The sequence below is a fragment of the Acidiplasma sp. MBA-1 genome, from assembly GCF_000949015.1.
In the GTDB taxonomy this organism is placed as follows: domain Archaea; phylum Thermoplasmatota; class Thermoplasmata; order Thermoplasmatales; family Thermoplasmataceae; genus Acidiplasma; species Acidiplasma aeolicum.
The window spans coordinates 357,536-374,702 of the sequence record NZ_JYHS01000002.1; the positions used below are offsets into that span (position 1 = coordinate 357,536).

Here is a 17,167-nt window from a genome sequence, read left to right on the forward strand (position 1 = left end):
TTAATCACCTATTTTTGACATAATTTCTATTTTTTTATCTGCAATCATCCTGGGGAGAAAATCAAAATATTCTGTGTGCGTAATAATAATGGAATCAAGATCGTATTTTAGGGCCTCATTCTTTATATCCTCAGGTTTTTCCAGTTTTGTGTTGTATCCGTCTATTAATTTTATTCCTGGTTCATCAGAAATTTCTGATGCAATTTTTACGTTGTTTTCATTATTATCGCATATTATAGATTTTGGTCTTCCCCTAATATTCTCCTTATATATATTTCCAGCTGTTATTAACCTTACATTGTATTCCTTAACAAAATCCTCCAGATTCAATACACTGTTTTTTTCATATGGCATTGAGTCAAACAGGACCACATTTTTGGTCCTAAATTTCTTAAGTATCTGTACATAATTATTTAACAGCTGTTTTTCAAAGTCATTATATGCCATTTCCACCCTGGACATTCTAAAAAATGTATAGGGTGATGGCAAAAATGCATTAAAATCTTTACCATACTCGGCATATAGGGGGAGTGGAGGGTTTTCATTTAATGGTGTGAATTTATCAGGGGAATACTTTATACCACCAATTTCAGATACCTCTGGCATGCGGTAAAATGTATTTGTTTCCTTATATCTTGTAAGGGGACCTGGCTGCATGCCATCGGTAATAAGAACCAGGGGCCTAAAAATATCATACCAGTTAAATAATGGGTCTGTATATAAAATTCCATTATTATTTAACCGGTCATAGAACTCATGCTTTTCATCGTCAATGCGATCATTAAGTGCCGCGTCCGGAAGAAGACCTTTTTCCCATCTGCTGATGCTTAATCGCAATTCATTTGTTTTTGGATAAATGCCATAAACAAGGGTATTTATTTTCATTTTATCAAACGCTTATTTTATATTGTTTAAAAAATGTTTTTGATTTTTTTATGATTCCTGGTAATAATTTTATTAGTCAACAACGTTTTCAGAAAGGCTTATGTAGGGTTCCTCATCTGATATTCTGACCATTGCATTTAAAGGTATTATCATCTGTTCCTCACCATGCCCAAATGGTGCACCATAAAGTGATGGCTTATTTATTTCGTTCATAAATTTTTGTATTACATCCTCTATTGACGGCATTGGCTCTTCCTTATCAAATATGGCCTTAAAATCACCAAAGACAAAACCATTGAATTTATCCACAATATCTGCAAGCTTCATGCTGAAGAAATACCTGTCTATGTCACCTGATGTTACATCGGTATCCTCTATGAAGAATATTCTTCCGGTTGTATCCGGTATATAATTTGTACCAAGAAGTGATGCAACAAGGGATATATTTGTACCCATTGAAAGGCCCTCCGTATTTCCCGGTATAATGTATTTTATAAGCCGGTCCTCGTATATATTTATCTTTGTGGAATTGCCTGTTAGTATATCCATAAAATCCTTTATACTGGGTTTTGCAAAATCCTCTATATCTGATGCAACCATTGGGCCATGAAATGTTATAAGATTTGCATTCCTGTTTATTGCCAGATGCAGTGCGGTTATATCACTGTATCCCATAAATATTTTGGGATGATCACGTATTATATCATAATCAAGTAGTGATAGTATATGTATGCTCCCATAACCGCCCCTTGCACAGAAAATTGCCTTAACATTATCATCCTTAAAGGCTGACATTAACTCCTCAGCACGGTCCTTTGCGGGTGCTGCAAGATCATTTCTCTGGTTAAGCTTCTTTATATTTTTTCCCACTGTTACCCTGTAGCCAAGTTTCTTTAACCTAGATATACCCTTGGACAGCCTGATCATATCAGGTGCACTGGCCGGTGCTATTATCCTTATTTCATCCCCCGGCCTTAATTTCGGAGGCTTAATTCTCTCCATGATCACCACCAAATTCATTTTTTATTTTAACCAAGGTTTCCTGATTCTCCAAAATTTCCATAATAGAATTATATGCAACATTTATTGTCGTAAATAGATTATTAGCTGCGCGCTTTGGATTTGCTGCATTCCTGAATTCATCGGAATGCCCGGGTATGTTTGTTCCTATTTTCATATCAATATGCCCTGTCGGCACACTTAAACTCACATTGGCCTCGTCTGTACTGCCGCAGCCATATCCCTCTTCGTTATCTATATTATAGGCGTTTATATTAAATTTATTAAGATTTTTAAGCAGTATGGAATCTATGGTTTTGTTAGGCTTATATTCTGTATACATCGGCATGAGGTCCTTAATAATTAATTGCGTTCCAAAACCCTCTGAAACAGAACTGACAAGCCTCTTTATTTTTAAAACAAGTTTTTTAAGGAAATCTGATGAGCTTGACCTTACATCCACCTCAAGCACGGCCCGGTCAGGCACAACGTTTGATGCCCTGCCACCCTCCTTTATTATCATGCCTATGACAGAATGCTTATCATTTTTTATCCAGTCCCTCATATTATTAATTGCTGTATAGCTGGTAACAAGGGCATCAAGTGCGTTTATTCCATAGCATGGTGAGGCAGCCATATGGGCAGATTTTCCAAGAAATGTAAATTCCATCTCGGCGTCAGCAAGTGCCTTTGATCCAACAGCCCATCTGTCATCCGGATGCATGCCCATTACAAAATCTATATCCTTAAATGCACCCTTTTCCGCCATTATGGCCTTGCTTCCAGCATATGGACCTATGCCCTCCTCAGAGGGTGTGCCAAATACCACGATTCTGCCTGACTTTAAAGATTGTGCAACCTTGATCGCCGTGCCAAGGGCCCATGCAGAAATAAGATTATGGCCGCATGAATGGCCGTTGGGAAGTGCATCAAATTCTGCAAGTATTCCAACAGATGGATGACCTATACCATATTCTGCCCTGAATGCGGTATCCATGCCAAGGTATGGGTTTGTTATTACAAATCCCTTTGATTGAAGAATTTCCATTAAAAGTTTGGATGATTTATATTCCTGGCTGCCAATTTCTGCAAAATTGTATATTTTACTGGATACATCCAGGATGAGTTCCCTAAAATTATCATCATACATAACAGTTAATGCCAATTATACTTAAATAAATTTATAATTACAATGGGTGTATCTGCGATTTTATTATCTCGCTGGCGGCCTCAATAAATATTTTTTCCCTTCCGGGTGGTATAACACCGCCTGCGGCTATATCATGACCGCCGCCGGAACCGCCTGCCTTTTTGCATGCAATGGACATAACCTCAGATAGGTTTAATCCCCGGGCAATTAAGGCCCTGGTCCCTCTGGAAGATATTTTGATATCATCATTTCCAGAATTAAAGCCTATTACAGGCTTATCAGGCCTCATCAGGTAGAGTGCAATTGCGCCGGCAATTGGCCCTGCCATTTCGGATTCTGGGGCGTAAAAATACCTTAAATACTTTTCTTCTGTTATTTCTGAATTTGCACGGTATATGTAATCTATTAACTTGGTTTTATAAATTTTTATATTATTTAGCATCTCTAACCTTACTGAATTATCACCCAAAAAATACTGGACAGGAAGTGAATTTTCACCAACCCTGCTGTTTCCGTCTATAATTGAAACAAGTTCCTTTGATGTAAAATTAAGATCTGAATAATAGAGTGTGTCACCCTCAATATACCTGATTCCGTCAGAACCAATATTATTCTCAAGTAATTTTAACGCCAGTGCATTTGCAAGGACCTTATTTTCATCATCGTTAAGATCCAGAATATTCTTATCAAAATTAATATTAAGTGACTGCAAAAAACCCCTTACTGCATCTGGATTTCCTGTGAGCCCATTAAAAAAGGGGTCAAGTGAGTATGTAATTGCATCTCCAAGATTTCCCTCAAGGTTTAATGTGTGCTTAATGCTATATGTATTATATGCATCGTAAATTGTTTTATTGAGGCCGGATAAACCACCTATATCCTGTTTATCTGATGTTACACCTGAAAGGAAAAAAGGGAATAGATTTCTGTTGGATTCGTCCAGTACAAGTGAAAATATATATGCCATGGTTGAACCGCATGCCTCCCTTGTGCCATTTATGCCGTAATCCCTTATATTTATGTTAATTCCCCTTATACCATCCACAGGATTATAAAAATGATGATCAAGGATGATATAATTATCATAATCTATTATACCAGGAATCTGTGATGACCCTGCATCAACAACAATTGTTAATGGGTTCTTTTCCTCTTCAAAAAGCTGCCTGAAGCCCTCATTATCAAGGCTCTTAACAAAACTTAAATGAAACTTTATATTTAATTTCTTAAGTGCGTTTAATAATATAATTGCGGAGCTTACACCATCCCCATCATTATGTGCAAGCACCCGTACATATGATTCGCCCCTAACCTTTTCACACGCTTTATTGATATTATCGTATAATTTTTTATCCAGGATTTCCTCTATCATCACAGAACTCTATCAAGAGACCAGTCCTTTGAAAGCCTTCCTGTCCTTTTATAGTACCTTATAAGCCTAAGCATTTTGGACATGATAAGATCCCTGCCACGCCTGTTGCTTATATCCTTTTTGTTTAAAAGCAGGTGCTTTGATACATTTTTATAACGCTTTATAAGGAATGATAAATCCTCAGGTATATCCTCCTTAATACCGTTCTCTGCCAGTATCTGGGACATCTTCTTATGCATTACAGGTCTTACACCGGGTACTGCATACTGATCTCTTAACCTGATTCCTATCATTGACTTTGAAAGCCCGTCCTTTTTCATCTTCAAAACTTGATCCTTAATTTCATCGTCCGTTACCAGCCATGATGGCCTTTCGGTAAGCTGTAATCTTTTTGATCCGGATTTTCCTCTCTTACGTGTATGCATTCGTGCCATAATAATCTGTAACGGTATTATAACTATAAATTTATCTTTTTTGTTTTTTATAATAAACTAACTGATATATTTTTTAATTTTTACATATAAAATTTATTATAGAACTTTGATAAATCTTTCAAACTGTGCAATTATCTCCATACCCACTGACCATATGGTTAATTCATCCTTAAATATGGAATATGAATTAAAATGGTCATATAAATTTGTAACATAATCACCTTCTGAAAATCCCCCTATAACAACATTGATATTATCCATGTTTATTATATCAGATGGATTGGAAAACTTACCATGCGGTGAGAGCACCACAGTATTTTTTCCTGTGTTATTTAAGAAACTTATTATATCCTCATTTTCCATGGATAATAATGTCTTTCCGCCCACCTTTATTTCCTTTTTCCTGAATAAATCCTCAATTAAGCCTGTAAACCTATTGTATGATTTTGGAAGACTCACGTCAGGATTTATTACTATAATTTTATTTTCCTTTGTATGTATGTAAATTCTTAGGAGCCCCCTTTTATTAAGTATTGATTCCATGGCTACCTCCAGAAATATATATATTATATCAGGGCGCCCCATTCTGGTGGACCTGCCCGGAAAATATTTATCTATGGAGGTATGCATGTAATTTGAGTCAAGTAACATTTCTGATGGTTTTTTATGGTTTTTGGCTGCAATTTTCTTTATTGCTGGATCATCCAACATTTGTTCGGGTATTAACTGCAGTTCCGCATCTGCAACAACAAGATTTAACATAACTGGATAATTGCCGATTAAGATTTACTTTTTTCTATAATTTCAATTCTTTTTGATGTGGCCGGATGATCCAGACTTAATGATTTCATCACATTTTCTGGTATGTTTTCAATGTTTGATATTTTAATCAATGCACTTTCAAGGTATTCCTTTTTAACATACCTTACTGCGTTTAAATCTGCAGCCACCTCATTTCTCCTTTTAATTGCAGGAATGATCAGAAAAAGGAATACAATAAGGGATATAAAAAAGAATGGAGAAAGTGCAAGAAGTATTCCTATATTAAATACAAATCCAAGTGCCGCAACATTTATTACTATAATATATACACCGAAATTAATCAGTGCTGTTTTTCTGTTATGCTTTAGTTTTATATGGGATAATTCATGGGCAAGTACGGCTATTATCTCATTATAATCAAGTATATTCATTAAATAACTGGTTATAAAAACATATGCCTCCCTGCTGTTAATTTCAAATGCATTTGCTATCCTGTTGCCTGTATTTAGAATATATATTGATGGTGTTTCTATACCCATTTCGAGTGATAATTCTGAGACCTCATGCACTATAAAAATATCTTTTAACTGAACCGATTTTTTAATTAATAATGTAACCATTGGATTGTTTAATGATAAAGCCCATATGAAAAATATAAAGGCATTTAAAACAATCATATACGAGTATTCCCTTATTATAAGAACAAAATTTTCAACCAGAACCATACCAACAAAGAAAAGTGATAAATATATTAAATATCTCCAGCTTAAATCACTTGATACATAATCCATTATATTTATATTTTCCTCCTTATATCCTATGTGTATTTTATACTTAAAATAGGTAAATAATATGATATTTATTGCTGTTATAACTACCATTATTATTACAGTGTATACTGAAAATTTAAATTCTGATAATATGATGTAAACAAGAAATAGAATAAAAAGTGAAACTGTTGATATAGCATTGGATTTTCTCAAAAAATCCTCGTTTTTATTCCTTTGTTGCTGATACATGTTAATTGACCTATGATATAATATAAATTAATTATTAATATTATTCATGTGGATGTCAATTTGGATAAAAATTTATATATATGACTTATAATAACGTACAATGTCAGACGAAAATAAAAATTCAATAATGTACCTGATAGCATATCTGGTTCCGGTTTTAACAGGTGTGCTCATTTATGTTATGTATGGAAATGATAACAGGATGAAATTCCACGGTGTGCAGGCAATACTCCTCGGCATTGCGATATTCATAATTGATATTATTTCATATTTTTTGGTGCCTTTATTTTTACCACTATTATATATATTTGATCTGCTGATAGCTATTGTCTGGCTCTATGGCATCTATGTAGGGTACGAGGCGTCGATAAACAAGGATATTTTTATACCTTATATAGGTGATTATGCAGCAAATGTCACGGGATTTAAAAAATAATCGAATAATAAGCAAATTTTTTATGTAAAATATATAGATATATTTTAAATATATGGCAAATAATTAATTATTTTAAAATTATAGAAAATAAACTTTGAATTAAAGTTTATAGTGGTGAAACGATGAGATTGAAATTTCTTGGAAACTGGTCCTCACATATAGAATTTGGAAAACGCAATGTTTCAATGATAATAGATAATCATATTTTAATAGAATGTGGTCCCCATACAATTGAGTCCATGCTTGAAAATGGCATTAATCCGGCCAATATAGATAAGATTTTAATTAGCCACATGCATCTGGATCATTTTGGTGGTCTGGCCGAAATACTCTGGTACCGTGGTGCTTTAAATGTTAAGGATGAGCTAATAATCATGGGGCCTCCCGGTATTAAAAAAAATACTGAGAGGATTCTGCAGATATACAACACACCAGATAATGAACGATTTAGGATTACATCAAAATACGTTGAGATAAATAATGGTAAGGAGGTTTATGAAATAAAATCAAGATTTATAGAAAAATCAGAATATGATTATATAGTTGCTTTTCAAGGCAATCATGTTATACCGGACAATATGTACAGAATAGAGTATCAGGGTAATATAATAACATATACAGGTGATACAGCGTATAATGATCAAATATCACTGGCAGCAGAGGGCGCCGATTTATTATTACATGAAATGACATATACTGATTCTGAATCTGAAACGGCAAGCTTCTGGAAGCACTCAACATATTCCTCGGTAATGAGGGCTTTTAATGAAAGTGGCGCTAAAAAACTGGTGCCTGTGCATCTAACAGATGGTACATTGTCGTTGCTTAATGAAAAAAGGGATGAAAAGATGATCATGCCATTCGATGATATTATTTTATCAGGGCAATGATGATATGTATATTTTATTAATTTAAATAAAATAAACTTATGTGTGTTTTATTAATAACGTTAAATTCTAATTTTTTATTGAAAAACTAAAATAAAAAATAGTTTATTACATATAATAGGTCGGTAAAATCTTTTTTTGGTGATTGTACATAATTGCCGGGAGTTGAAAAATTTAAATTACATTTTTAATGAGGAAATTTTTATAGTTAATTTTAAAAATAGAGGAATAAAATTTGATATAATATTTATTATTATAAAAATGAGTTTATTTTGCCCCCGCCTCAAGTATGGATTCCTTAACCTCCTCTTTATTGATTTCCTCCAGGGATTTCCCCATGGTTTCTGTTCCAAGAAATATCGTTGCCATTAATCCTATAATTGATAAACTGGTAAAGAAGAAAAGACTTGCACTGAAACCATATGCTGTCACTATAAATGGAAATGTAGTTATACCAAGTATAGCACCTATCCTGCTTACAGATGTTCCAAACCCCTGGGCTGTTGCCCTATCCTCTGTTGGAAAAAGTTCCACTGGATAAACAAAATCGGTTGATCCAGGCCCTATTGCCTCTGTGATATAAAATACCAGGAACAGAACAAATATTGGTATTCCAGCACTTATGAATGCCGATTTATTTGGCATGTAAAATGTTATAATTCCCAGCAATCCCAGTGAGATAGCCATGCCCGAGAAACCTATTATTGTTATACCCTTTCTTCCAATTTTATCTATTAATAATATTGCTATTAGACTTCCAAGAATGGCAAAGGTATCAAACACAGCAGATCCAAGCACAGCAAGTCTGGCTTTTAATCCAAGCAGTTCAAGTATTGTTGGGCTGAATATACTTATGCCATAGAATGAGGCATCGAAGGTAAACCAGAATATCCCAATAAATGCTAAACTTTTGATGTATTTTTTGCTTAGCAGCTCTTTTAAGGGATTTGTCCTATCTTTTGATATTTTTTCCAGATTATCAGATGTTCCAGTTAATTTTTTTTCAATTGCAGATGCTTCCTCAGTTTTACCCTTATTGTTAAGCCATCTTGGGGATTCTGGAACATCCCTCCTGAGAACAAGTATAATTGCAGCAGGGATAATACCAATTAAAAACATATATCTCCATGACTGGTTTCCAAGATAAAGTAGGAAATAACCGGTAAGAGCAGCAACAGCGGCTCCCAGGAACCATGAAAGCACATTTGTAACCAGGAGCTTGCCACGGTATTTAACTGGAGAAAACTCACTGATAATTGTGGTACCAATTGCATAATCTGCCCCGAGACCAAGGCCGAGTATAAATCTTATTGAAAACAAAGATATAAAATTCCATGAAAAAGCAGACATTGCTGTTAAAACGATAAATAATGCCATGTCGTACATGTACATTGTTCTTCTACCATAAAGATCTGTAATGTATCCAAAAATAATTGCCCCAAGAAACATACCAATGGTAGTTGACGCGGCAATCATTGCCTTTCCAAAATCGGTATCAAGATCAAAGGCTGTTTTGGACATTACTATTAACGCAACAGATATAATTGAAATATCATATCCATCTAAAAATGTACCACCAACAGAAAGCGCAGTTATTTTTCTATGCAGTGAGTTCATTTTTGCATTATCTAAAGCATTATAAGCCATATTTAAATATATTTTATGGATATTTAATTGAAATCCATATAATATATAAAATCCAATATAATGGCATATATTTTATATAATTCCCAGAGTTTTCTGTTGTGTACCATATTCTGTATATTTATAAAGCGTACCTCTTATTGAACATCTCTTTAATCTCATCATTATTGCATTTATAGTATCCGTTCATCTTTCTGAATGCGTGTTTTGAATTGAAATCTAATGATTTTAAATAGAATATATTCATTGTGAGTCATAATCAGGGAATGATGATATTACTTTTACCATCCTTCTTGTTTATTCATTTTTTCTACCTCATTATTTGATTTTAATGAATTTCTTATGGTTATGGTCATTTTATGTTAAAACAAACTTAAATATATATAAAGAATGCATATAAAATATAAATATAGATAATTATTGTATTTAATCAAATGTTTATTTAAGGTTCTTTTAAATTAAATATTCAGTTTAATATAAAATTTAAAAATTCATTTTCTAAAAATTTTTTATCCCTTAAATATAAATTTGAATAAAGATAGGGATAATATAAAAATATTGCTGGTTATACAAATCAAAAAAATTCGTAAAATAAAGCTTTCACTTGAAATAATAATTATAATATAAGCTTAATAGATTCTTTTAGTTTTATTTAATGATCATTATACAACAGCAATATTTCAGGCAAAAGTCCAGGATATAGGCAGAATAGTGATTCCGGTTATAATAAGAAGAAGATTCGGAATAGAAAAGGGCGACATTATAGTTCTGGAGATAATCAAATTAAGGGATTATTAGGTGTTATAAATGGATTACAGGGATTTTAAAAATTATTTAATAGATGAATTAAGGCTCTCGCCATCAACGGTAAATGATACATTAAGGAGGATGCCATATATAGAAAATAAATCCAAATCCATGGATAGGGAGGACCTTCAGGAACTTGTTAGGAATATATGGAATACAAGGAGCAATAAAACTGCAAATGAGTATATTAAAATAATAAACAGGTGGTTATTATACAAAAATGAAAAACCGTTGAAATATTTTAAGGAATATGAGACATACACTGTTAAGACATGCACAGAGGAGGAAAAGAACAAATTATTAATGGAGGCATCCAGGGAAGGTTCCAGGGAGAGGGCCATATTCTACCTTTTATTTGGAACCGGAATAAGGCTCGGGGAGGCTGTAAACCTAAAATTAAAGGATGTAAAAAATGACAGGATATTTGTGACGGGAAAGGGACAAAAAGAAAGGGAGATATATTTACCTAGCGAGGTTAAAAATGCAATAGACGATTATTTAATTGAAAGGGTTCCGGGGAAAACATCATCCGACAAGGATTATTTATTCACAACCAAAATCGGTAAAAAAATGTCATATAATTATTTCAGGAAGATATGCAAGAGGGTCTCAATGAATTCCGGAGTAAAGTTCCATCCGCACATGGCAAGGCACACATATGCAACTGAATTGTTAAAAAAGGGATTATCTGTTTTCTACGTTGCCAGATTGCTTGGCCACGAGGATTTATCATCGACCCAGATCTACCTCCATGCATCGCAGGAGGATGCAATTTACGAAGTTTCTAAAATAAAATTATTTGAAAATGGCCAAAAGCAAAATGATTTGGACGGTAAGGATAGGTTGGGATTTGAACCCAAGTAAATGGGATCTGCAGTCCCACGCATGACCTCTCTGCCACCTATCCAGTATTACCCTATTGCGTTTTTATATTTATTTTTTTTATTTGTTAGCGAAAGAAAAATAGTGATAAATTTAATATAAAAATTTATAAATAATGATATTATTATTAAAGCAGATGAGCAGGGTAGGAATTTATACTCATGATTTTAGATTTTACCATGACATTATAAGAGATTTAAAAAAATGGCATATACCCTTTTTTAGTATAACTGATTTATACAACGTCCCAAAGGATATAAAGGTTATACTTAGTTCCAGCAGGGATACATTTAAACTCCCGAATCAGATAAAGGCCGATTCATCCATTGAAGCCATTAGGATGAGCCTTGCGACCCTTTTATTTAAGGATAAGTTTGAAAATGTTATCATAGGAATAGATCCAGGCCCCAGACCAGGTATAGCGGTGATGGCCGATAATGTTCTAATGGAGGCTTACGAGTGCCCGAATATTCAGATAATAAAAACAGAGGTTTTGAATATATCCAAAAGTTATATATATAAGTATATAACAATAAAAATTGGAAATGGCGATAGACCAAACCGTGATATGATAATAAAGGAATTAAAGAACATAGCACCGTTGATGATAGTTAATGAGGAAAATACAAGCACACCACATAAGATCCATGACAATGCCCTTTCTGCGGCCAGAATATCATTAATCGAGGATAAATATGATGTTACGAGGGTCCCAGAAAAATTCTCAAGGAAAAATGTTTATGAAAAGGAATTTATTACATTAAAATCATTAATTTCGTAATACCTTTATTTTGTGTTTTTCGTGGATTTTGATGTTTTTTTGCCCGCATGTTTCCATTTTGGAACCTTGACAGTATTCCTTCTGCCAGATATGACTATTAGAAATATTGCAAATGCCACTGTTACAGCAGCTATATAGTATATCCAGTTATAGTTTGGTGGGTGGCCATTATAGAAATATACGCCCTTTGGAATACCTATATTGGGATTATTTGTGCTTATGGTAAGTAAATCCCTGCCTGGTGGCAATTCCGCTCTAGGGACAATAACGGATGCAGTGTAATTAGACTTTGCATTAATTTTACCTATCATGGATGTTTGAACAGTTATGCCATTTACCAGAAAATTAACGGTTATATTATATGCAGGTGCAGAAGCAGTATTTGTAAGCGTTGCATTTAGATGCACGGGCTGGCTAACGTTAATTGAAAAGTTTGTATATGCACTTTCCTTAGAATTACCATTAAATGCTGTGGCCTCAACATAAACATATATGTTTTCAGTTGTATTTGGCGCCACTATTGGTATTACAAAGTCAGGATTTGATGAGTTTTTATAATAGTCTGACGGTACAGTATTATCGCTATTATTTTGCACGCCAAAAAATGCATTAACTGAATAATTTGTAAAACCTGATGTTTCATTTATATATATGTTAAAATTCTGGCTTTGGTAAACATATGTTGGGTAACTAATATTTTTAAATGATAGGGATGATGGGCTTTGTGATTTCTGGTTATTATTATTTCCATATGGGGCAACTAACAGTCCGGAGACAATCAAAATAATAACTATTGCAATGGCCAAAATTTTGAATTTCATTATTTCTTCCCCCTTCTAGATCTTACTGTTGATCCAATTAGACCTATAAGCATGGCCCCAAGTATAATCCCAATTCCAATATACAATGTGTCAACAGGGTTTTTTGTATAGTTATTTAAAACACCATGGCCAGATGAACCAACACCGCTGGCCGTAATGTTCTGGACTTCAGGCGATACGGTTGCATTATGCATTATTTTATCATCATAATAACTGTTTATATCTATTTTATCGTATGTTTGTATTTTAATTCCCGATGCGGGTTTTAAATACACATATAATGTCATATTTGTTTTTTCTGGTATGTTTATAGTTGTATAATTTTTGCCGTTTGCAAATGTTGCCATTATTTTATCTGTTTTATTAAGCACATTACTGTTTGAAATATTTACATTTACAGTTATATTTGTATTTCCTGTATTGTTGAGATAAAATGGAACAACGTAATATGATCCATTTATCATGGCATAATCAGTTCCATTTACAGGGTATAATGTATAATTATAAATCTTTTTAATGTCTGTATAGGTAATGTTGAATTCTGATGTGCCATTTAATATTATTGTATTATTATAAGGGTTTATATAATAGCCTGATGAATATGCTGATATACGGTATATACCTGACGGTAATGTTATATTTACTTCATTATTGGAGGTTAAATTATAATACCTGCCATTGGACCCTTCCAGTGTGACGTTAACATTGTTTAAGCTACTCAGATTTCCAATTAGATTAATATTTGCAGTGTAATTACCCTTAACCATATTATTTATTTCAGGAACCATGTTTAAGATTTTGGAATTATCCCATGATGTGGTATTATAATAACTGGTGTTATTGGCATATATTCCATTCTCTTTTTCACTTGCCTTAACTGTATAATTACCTGGCATTAAGCCTATACTCAACTCTCCATTTTTATCCGTATAATTGGTATAAATTTTATTTCCAGTTTTATTATAAACATCTATGGTAAAATTGGAAAGACCATAACCACCAGAATTTACAAAAACAGTGAGATTGTCCATATTCACAGTAAAATCCTTTGTAATGTTTTTGGCCACTTGGGGTGTAAACGATGTAAAGTTCGTATATGTAATTTTTGTGGAATTATTAGTTACGCTTACATTGTATGTATAATTCCTTAAATCTGTAACATTGTATTTCCCATTTGATATGTATACCTTTTGTGAGTATTTATGTGCTGAATTATTGAAATAAAGTACGCCACTTGTTATTTTCTGTGTTCCTGTTACATTTTTAACAGATACACTTCCACTTATATCATTATGCGTTATATTAAAACTGCCCAGATTTATTGTATATGGGTCTTCAGCCTCCTGCATTGTAACATTTACAGTTTTTTCCGCAATTATGTTTGAACCCTCAAGTGTATAATTGTTTATTGACCCTGTACTGAAGACCAGGGTATCATTTCCCGGCAGGCCAACAAGATTATATGTCCCTGAACTGTTTGTTGTAACAACCTCATGTGGTATTCCATACTGATCCAGAAGTGTTACATGTATCCCGGAGGCTGACCCGGAGTATCCAAGAATATTACCTGTTATATTTGCCCCGGGGAAGTACTCTATTATTGGGTCCTCCACATTATAAACATCGCTAATAGGTGGAAGCAGGTAAACGGTACCCTTATGTTCCTGCTTGTACTGGTATGCCTCCTGTATTGGTATGAACTGAAGGTCCTTTGTTGAATTTTTATACGGGCTCCATAATGAGGCATAATAAACAAGTTCAAAATGACTCATATTAAATGCAGGTTTAGCACTGGCACCCGTACCATAATTTATACCTGGTATGCCATTTACCTCACCCACATCTGATGGTGAGTATCCTATAAAGGCACGGTATATTGTGGAATTGTAAAATGCAGGTGCGTATGAAATATCGTATGTTATTACTGATGCACCCTGTGGCAGTTTATTAAGTGGATATGTACCGCTGCTTGTAACTGCAAATATATTATAGTAATTTGTTGGCACTATTTCTCCAAGGGCATCATATGTTGGGGTGTCTGTAAGATACGCAGGCGCATAGAATACGCCGGGATCAGAACCACTAAATGGGAATAAACCGTGGTCTATCTGTATATATGATATTTTGGATCCGGTATCCAATTCAAGTGTCGCATATGCATTAACAAGTTTATTTAATGAATATTTGCTTGCCAGCTCACCCATAATCAATGCATGATAAGCGTTGTCAGGATTTGTAACATTTACCTGATGCCCTCCATATGCAGGCTCTGAAAGTAGCTTGGTATAATTTGATGGTATTTTATTATCTATCCTTACAGTTTTATAAATGTATGTTATATTATTGGCCTCAGATGTGCCAAAATATGATTTTAATGTTGAATAAACAGTACTATTAAAATGCCCGCTGGTAAATGCACCTGGAGTTTCCAGATCGCGTGCTATAAATAATGCCACTATATCACTCTGATTCTGTGCTAAAAGGACCTGCCCTGCAGAAACATATCCCTGCTGAAAATCATCTGCCACAGCAGGATGTTTTCCCTGAAGGGCCTCCTGGAAACCATAATCCCACCATGATAAATATGCCGGCCTCTCATTTGCCGGTAAATTGGAATCCTGTGATGCAAGCCAGATAAATGACTCTGATAATGGAGACGTTGAATTAACAACGCCAAAACCATAGTTACCAAAATAATCAGTTGAATTTGGCCTGAGAAATGCCGGGATGGATGAGTTTATATCACTGTTATACTGTGACGCTGTATTGTCAGGCACTGCTGCTGAAACTGCACCCATTCCAGAAGGTATTATTAAAACAAGTATAACTATAACCACAAATGAGGCCTGCAACCATGTTATATTTGTTTTTATCCTCTTTCTCATTGAATTGTGTCTGGCCTTTGCCTGGTTTTCCCCTGCCTTTAAAAGGCCCTCAAAATAAATTAATGCCCCACCGCCAAGAATGGCATATGCGGGCGCTGCGGTTATATTAAATCTAGCAGCCTCAAAACTCATGAAAATTGAGAATATAGAAAATATTATAATTGAAAGCATAGCATCGCTTTTGGTCTTAATAAATTTATATAAAATATACGGTATTCCTGCTATGCCAAGGAGGAATACACCTGGTCCAAAGCCTGCTATGTAGAATCCAAGTGGAGGTGCGGCAGCCTCAGCTATCGTTGAGTACAGCCTTGATTTGACAAAATAACCATCACCGGTAATTAATTCCTTTAGAACAACAGGATTAACCTTGGCTAAAAGAAGAAGGCCAAGGGCACTTGCAATAATAATTGATGGTATTGTGATTATCCATGGTTTTCTACCAATAATATTAATTACAAAACCAAAACCTATTATAAGTATGCCCATAATAAGTGGCGGATAAAACCATGGCATAAGCATGTGAGTTACATCATAGTAATAATATCCAAACGGGAATGAAAATGCTATGAAAAATATTGTCAGATATGTTAAATATCCTGTTGGCCTTTTGGTAAATAAATTAAATATTAACTGTACTGCCACATAAATAAGTATTATAACCTCTATATATGGAAAACCCTGCCAGAAGTTTATTAATGCACCGAGTGATACGGCAGCCAGTAATGAATAAACTGTTGCAAGCTGATTTTCCATAAAATATTTTTTAATCGACGGGATATATGACCTAAAATCTGTCAGTCTATTTATAATATTATATTTTCCAGCAGTTTTCACAGCCATCTCAAAAAAGTAAATTGCAAGGAATGCAAATATGAGTTCTGGTGTATGTGCCCTGTCATCAGTAAGTATGCCGGCTGTAAGATTGCTTGGCATTATTGTGTAAAGGAATGCGGCTATTAAACCGGCCTTTTTCCCAAATATTTCCTTGGTGATTAAATATACCGGAATTATTAATAAGGCTGCATAGAAGGCATCGGATTCTGAAAATGCAAAATATGCGGCCTTACTGAGACCCACAAATGGAGAGAATATATATGATGCAAATACAACGCTCCACATATAAAATGGAGGCCTGTAATTGTATGTACCTACCGGATAGTTTATAATTTTTGTATAAATTAATTGCTTATGGTAGGTTAATATATAATTAATAACATAATAATTAAAGTACGGGTCGCTACCACCTGAAGTGTTTAAGAATGGATAATCAAATGCAACCGGATAGGCAAAATAATTTGCCATAAACAGGTAGATGGCAAGCAGTATAGCTAGAACTGGAAACTCGGGATGCTCTATAATCTTCTGTTTAATTTTATTTTTAATAGCCATAATCAGTATCC

Annotated in this window: 14 protein-coding genes, 1 tRNA gene and 1 pseudogene; 4 read left to right on the plus strand and 12 right to left on the minus strand. The window is 34.1% G+C overall.

Annotated elements, in window-relative coordinates; genetic code table 11:
• The 7 genes from TZ01_RS05070 to TZ01_RS05100 all read right to left on the minus strand — a co-directional run bounded on the left by TZ01_RS05070 (position 1) and on the right by TZ01_RS05100 (position 6,621).
• Positions 1-885 carry a hypothetical protein gene (locus TZ01_RS05070; RefSeq protein WP_048101703.1) on the minus strand — a complete coding sequence of 295 codons (885 nt, stop codon included), beginning with the start codon at positions 883-885 and terminating at the stop codon, positions 1-3.
• 72 nt (positions 886-957) lie between these two features.
• A complete protein-coding gene (locus TZ01_RS05075) occupies positions 958-1,887 on the minus strand; it encodes an LD-carboxypeptidase (protein WP_048101704.1) in 930 nt (309 codons plus the stop codon).
• On the minus strand, positions 1,874-3,034 hold the full coding sequence (locus tag TZ01_RS05080; protein WP_048101705.1) for an amidohydrolase: 1,161 nt from the start codon (positions 3,032-3,034) through the stop codon (positions 1,874-1,876). The genes TZ01_RS05075 and TZ01_RS05080 overlap by 14 nt, the downstream gene beginning before the upstream one ends.
• 37 nt (positions 3,035-3,071) lie before the next feature.
• Positions 3,072-4,406, minus strand: a complete 1,335-nt coding sequence (locus TZ01_RS05085; RefSeq protein ID WP_048101706.1) for a DHH family phosphoesterase — start codon at positions 4,404-4,406, stop codon at positions 3,072-3,074.
• Positions 4,406-4,840, minus strand: coding sequence for a 30S ribosomal protein S15 (locus TZ01_RS05090; RefSeq protein WP_048101707.1), 435 nt, complete (start codon positions 4,838-4,840; stop codon positions 4,406-4,408). Before TZ01_RS05090 ends, TZ01_RS05085 begins: the two co-directional genes overlap by 1 nt.
• Before the next feature lie 96 nt (positions 4,841-4,936).
• The gene (locus TZ01_RS05095; protein WP_048101708.1) at positions 4,937-5,602 is read right to left on the minus strand and encodes a 16S rRNA methyltransferase; all 666 of its coding nucleotides are present in this window, start codon (positions 5,600-5,602) and stop codon (positions 4,937-4,939) included.
• 17 nt (positions 5,603-5,619) lie between these two features.
• Positions 5,620-6,621: a M56 family metallopeptidase gene (locus TZ01_RS05100; protein ID WP_048101709.1), complete on the minus strand. Its 1,002-nt coding sequence runs from the start codon at positions 6,619-6,621 to the stop codon at positions 5,620-5,622.
• Between the two features lie 100 nt (positions 6,622-6,721).
• On the opposite strand from TZ01_RS05100, the gene TZ01_RS05105 reads away from it, so the two are divergent.
• Positions 6,722-7,057: a hypothetical protein gene (locus tag TZ01_RS05105; RefSeq protein ID WP_048101710.1), complete on the plus strand. Its 336-nt coding sequence runs from the start codon at positions 6,722-6,724 to the stop codon at positions 7,055-7,057.
• Between the two features lie 122 nt (positions 7,058-7,179).
• On the plus strand, positions 7,180-7,947 hold the full coding sequence (locus tag TZ01_RS05110) for an MBL fold metallo-hydrolase (protein WP_048101711.1): 768 nt from the start codon (positions 7,180-7,182) through the stop codon (positions 7,945-7,947).
• A gap of 264 nt (positions 7,948-8,211) precedes the next feature.
• On the opposite strand, the gene TZ01_RS05115 is transcribed toward TZ01_RS05110, so the two are convergent.
• Positions 8,212-9,591, minus strand: coding sequence for an MFS transporter (locus tag TZ01_RS05115; protein ID WP_048101712.1), 1,380 nt, complete (start codon positions 9,589-9,591; stop codon positions 8,212-8,214).
• A 118-nt stretch (positions 9,592-9,709) separates the two neighbouring features.
• Positions 9,710-9,938: pseudogene (locus TZ01_RS09860) on the minus strand (IS256 family transposase); the annotation flags it as partial.
• Between the two features lie 457 nt (positions 9,939-10,395).
• On the opposite strand from TZ01_RS09860, the gene TZ01_RS09420 reads away from it, so the two are divergent.
• Positions 10,396-11,259 carry a tyrosine-type recombinase/integrase gene (locus TZ01_RS09420; RefSeq protein WP_082180456.1) on the plus strand — a complete coding sequence of 288 codons (864 nt, stop codon included), beginning with the start codon at positions 10,396-10,398 and terminating at the stop codon, positions 11,257-11,259.
• Here the strand turns inward: TZ01_RS09420 and TZ01_RS05125 are convergent.
• Positions 11,231-11,302: transfer RNA gene (locus tag TZ01_RS05125), tRNA-Cys, on the minus strand. The genes TZ01_RS09420 and TZ01_RS05125 overlap by 29 nt on opposite strands.
• A 111-nt stretch (positions 11,303-11,413) precedes the next feature.
• On the opposite strand from TZ01_RS05125, the gene TZ01_RS05130 reads away from it, so the two are divergent.
• Entirely contained in the window at positions 11,414-12,058 is a 645-nt protein-coding gene (locus TZ01_RS05130; RefSeq protein WP_048101843.1) for a hypothetical protein, read from the plus strand.
• Positions 12,059-12,063: 5 nt separating this feature from the next.
• On the opposite strand, the gene TZ01_RS05135 is transcribed toward TZ01_RS05130, so the two are convergent.
• A complete protein-coding gene (locus tag TZ01_RS05135) occupies positions 12,064-12,879 on the minus strand; it encodes a hypothetical protein (RefSeq protein WP_048101713.1) in 816 nt (271 codons plus the stop codon).
• A complete protein-coding gene (locus TZ01_RS05140; protein WP_052656767.1) occupies positions 12,879-17,156 on the minus strand; it encodes an STT3 domain-containing protein in 4,278 nt (1,425 codons plus the stop codon). Before TZ01_RS05140 ends, TZ01_RS05135 begins: the two co-directional genes overlap by 1 nt.
• Between the last annotated feature and the right edge of the window lie 11 nt (positions 17,157-17,167).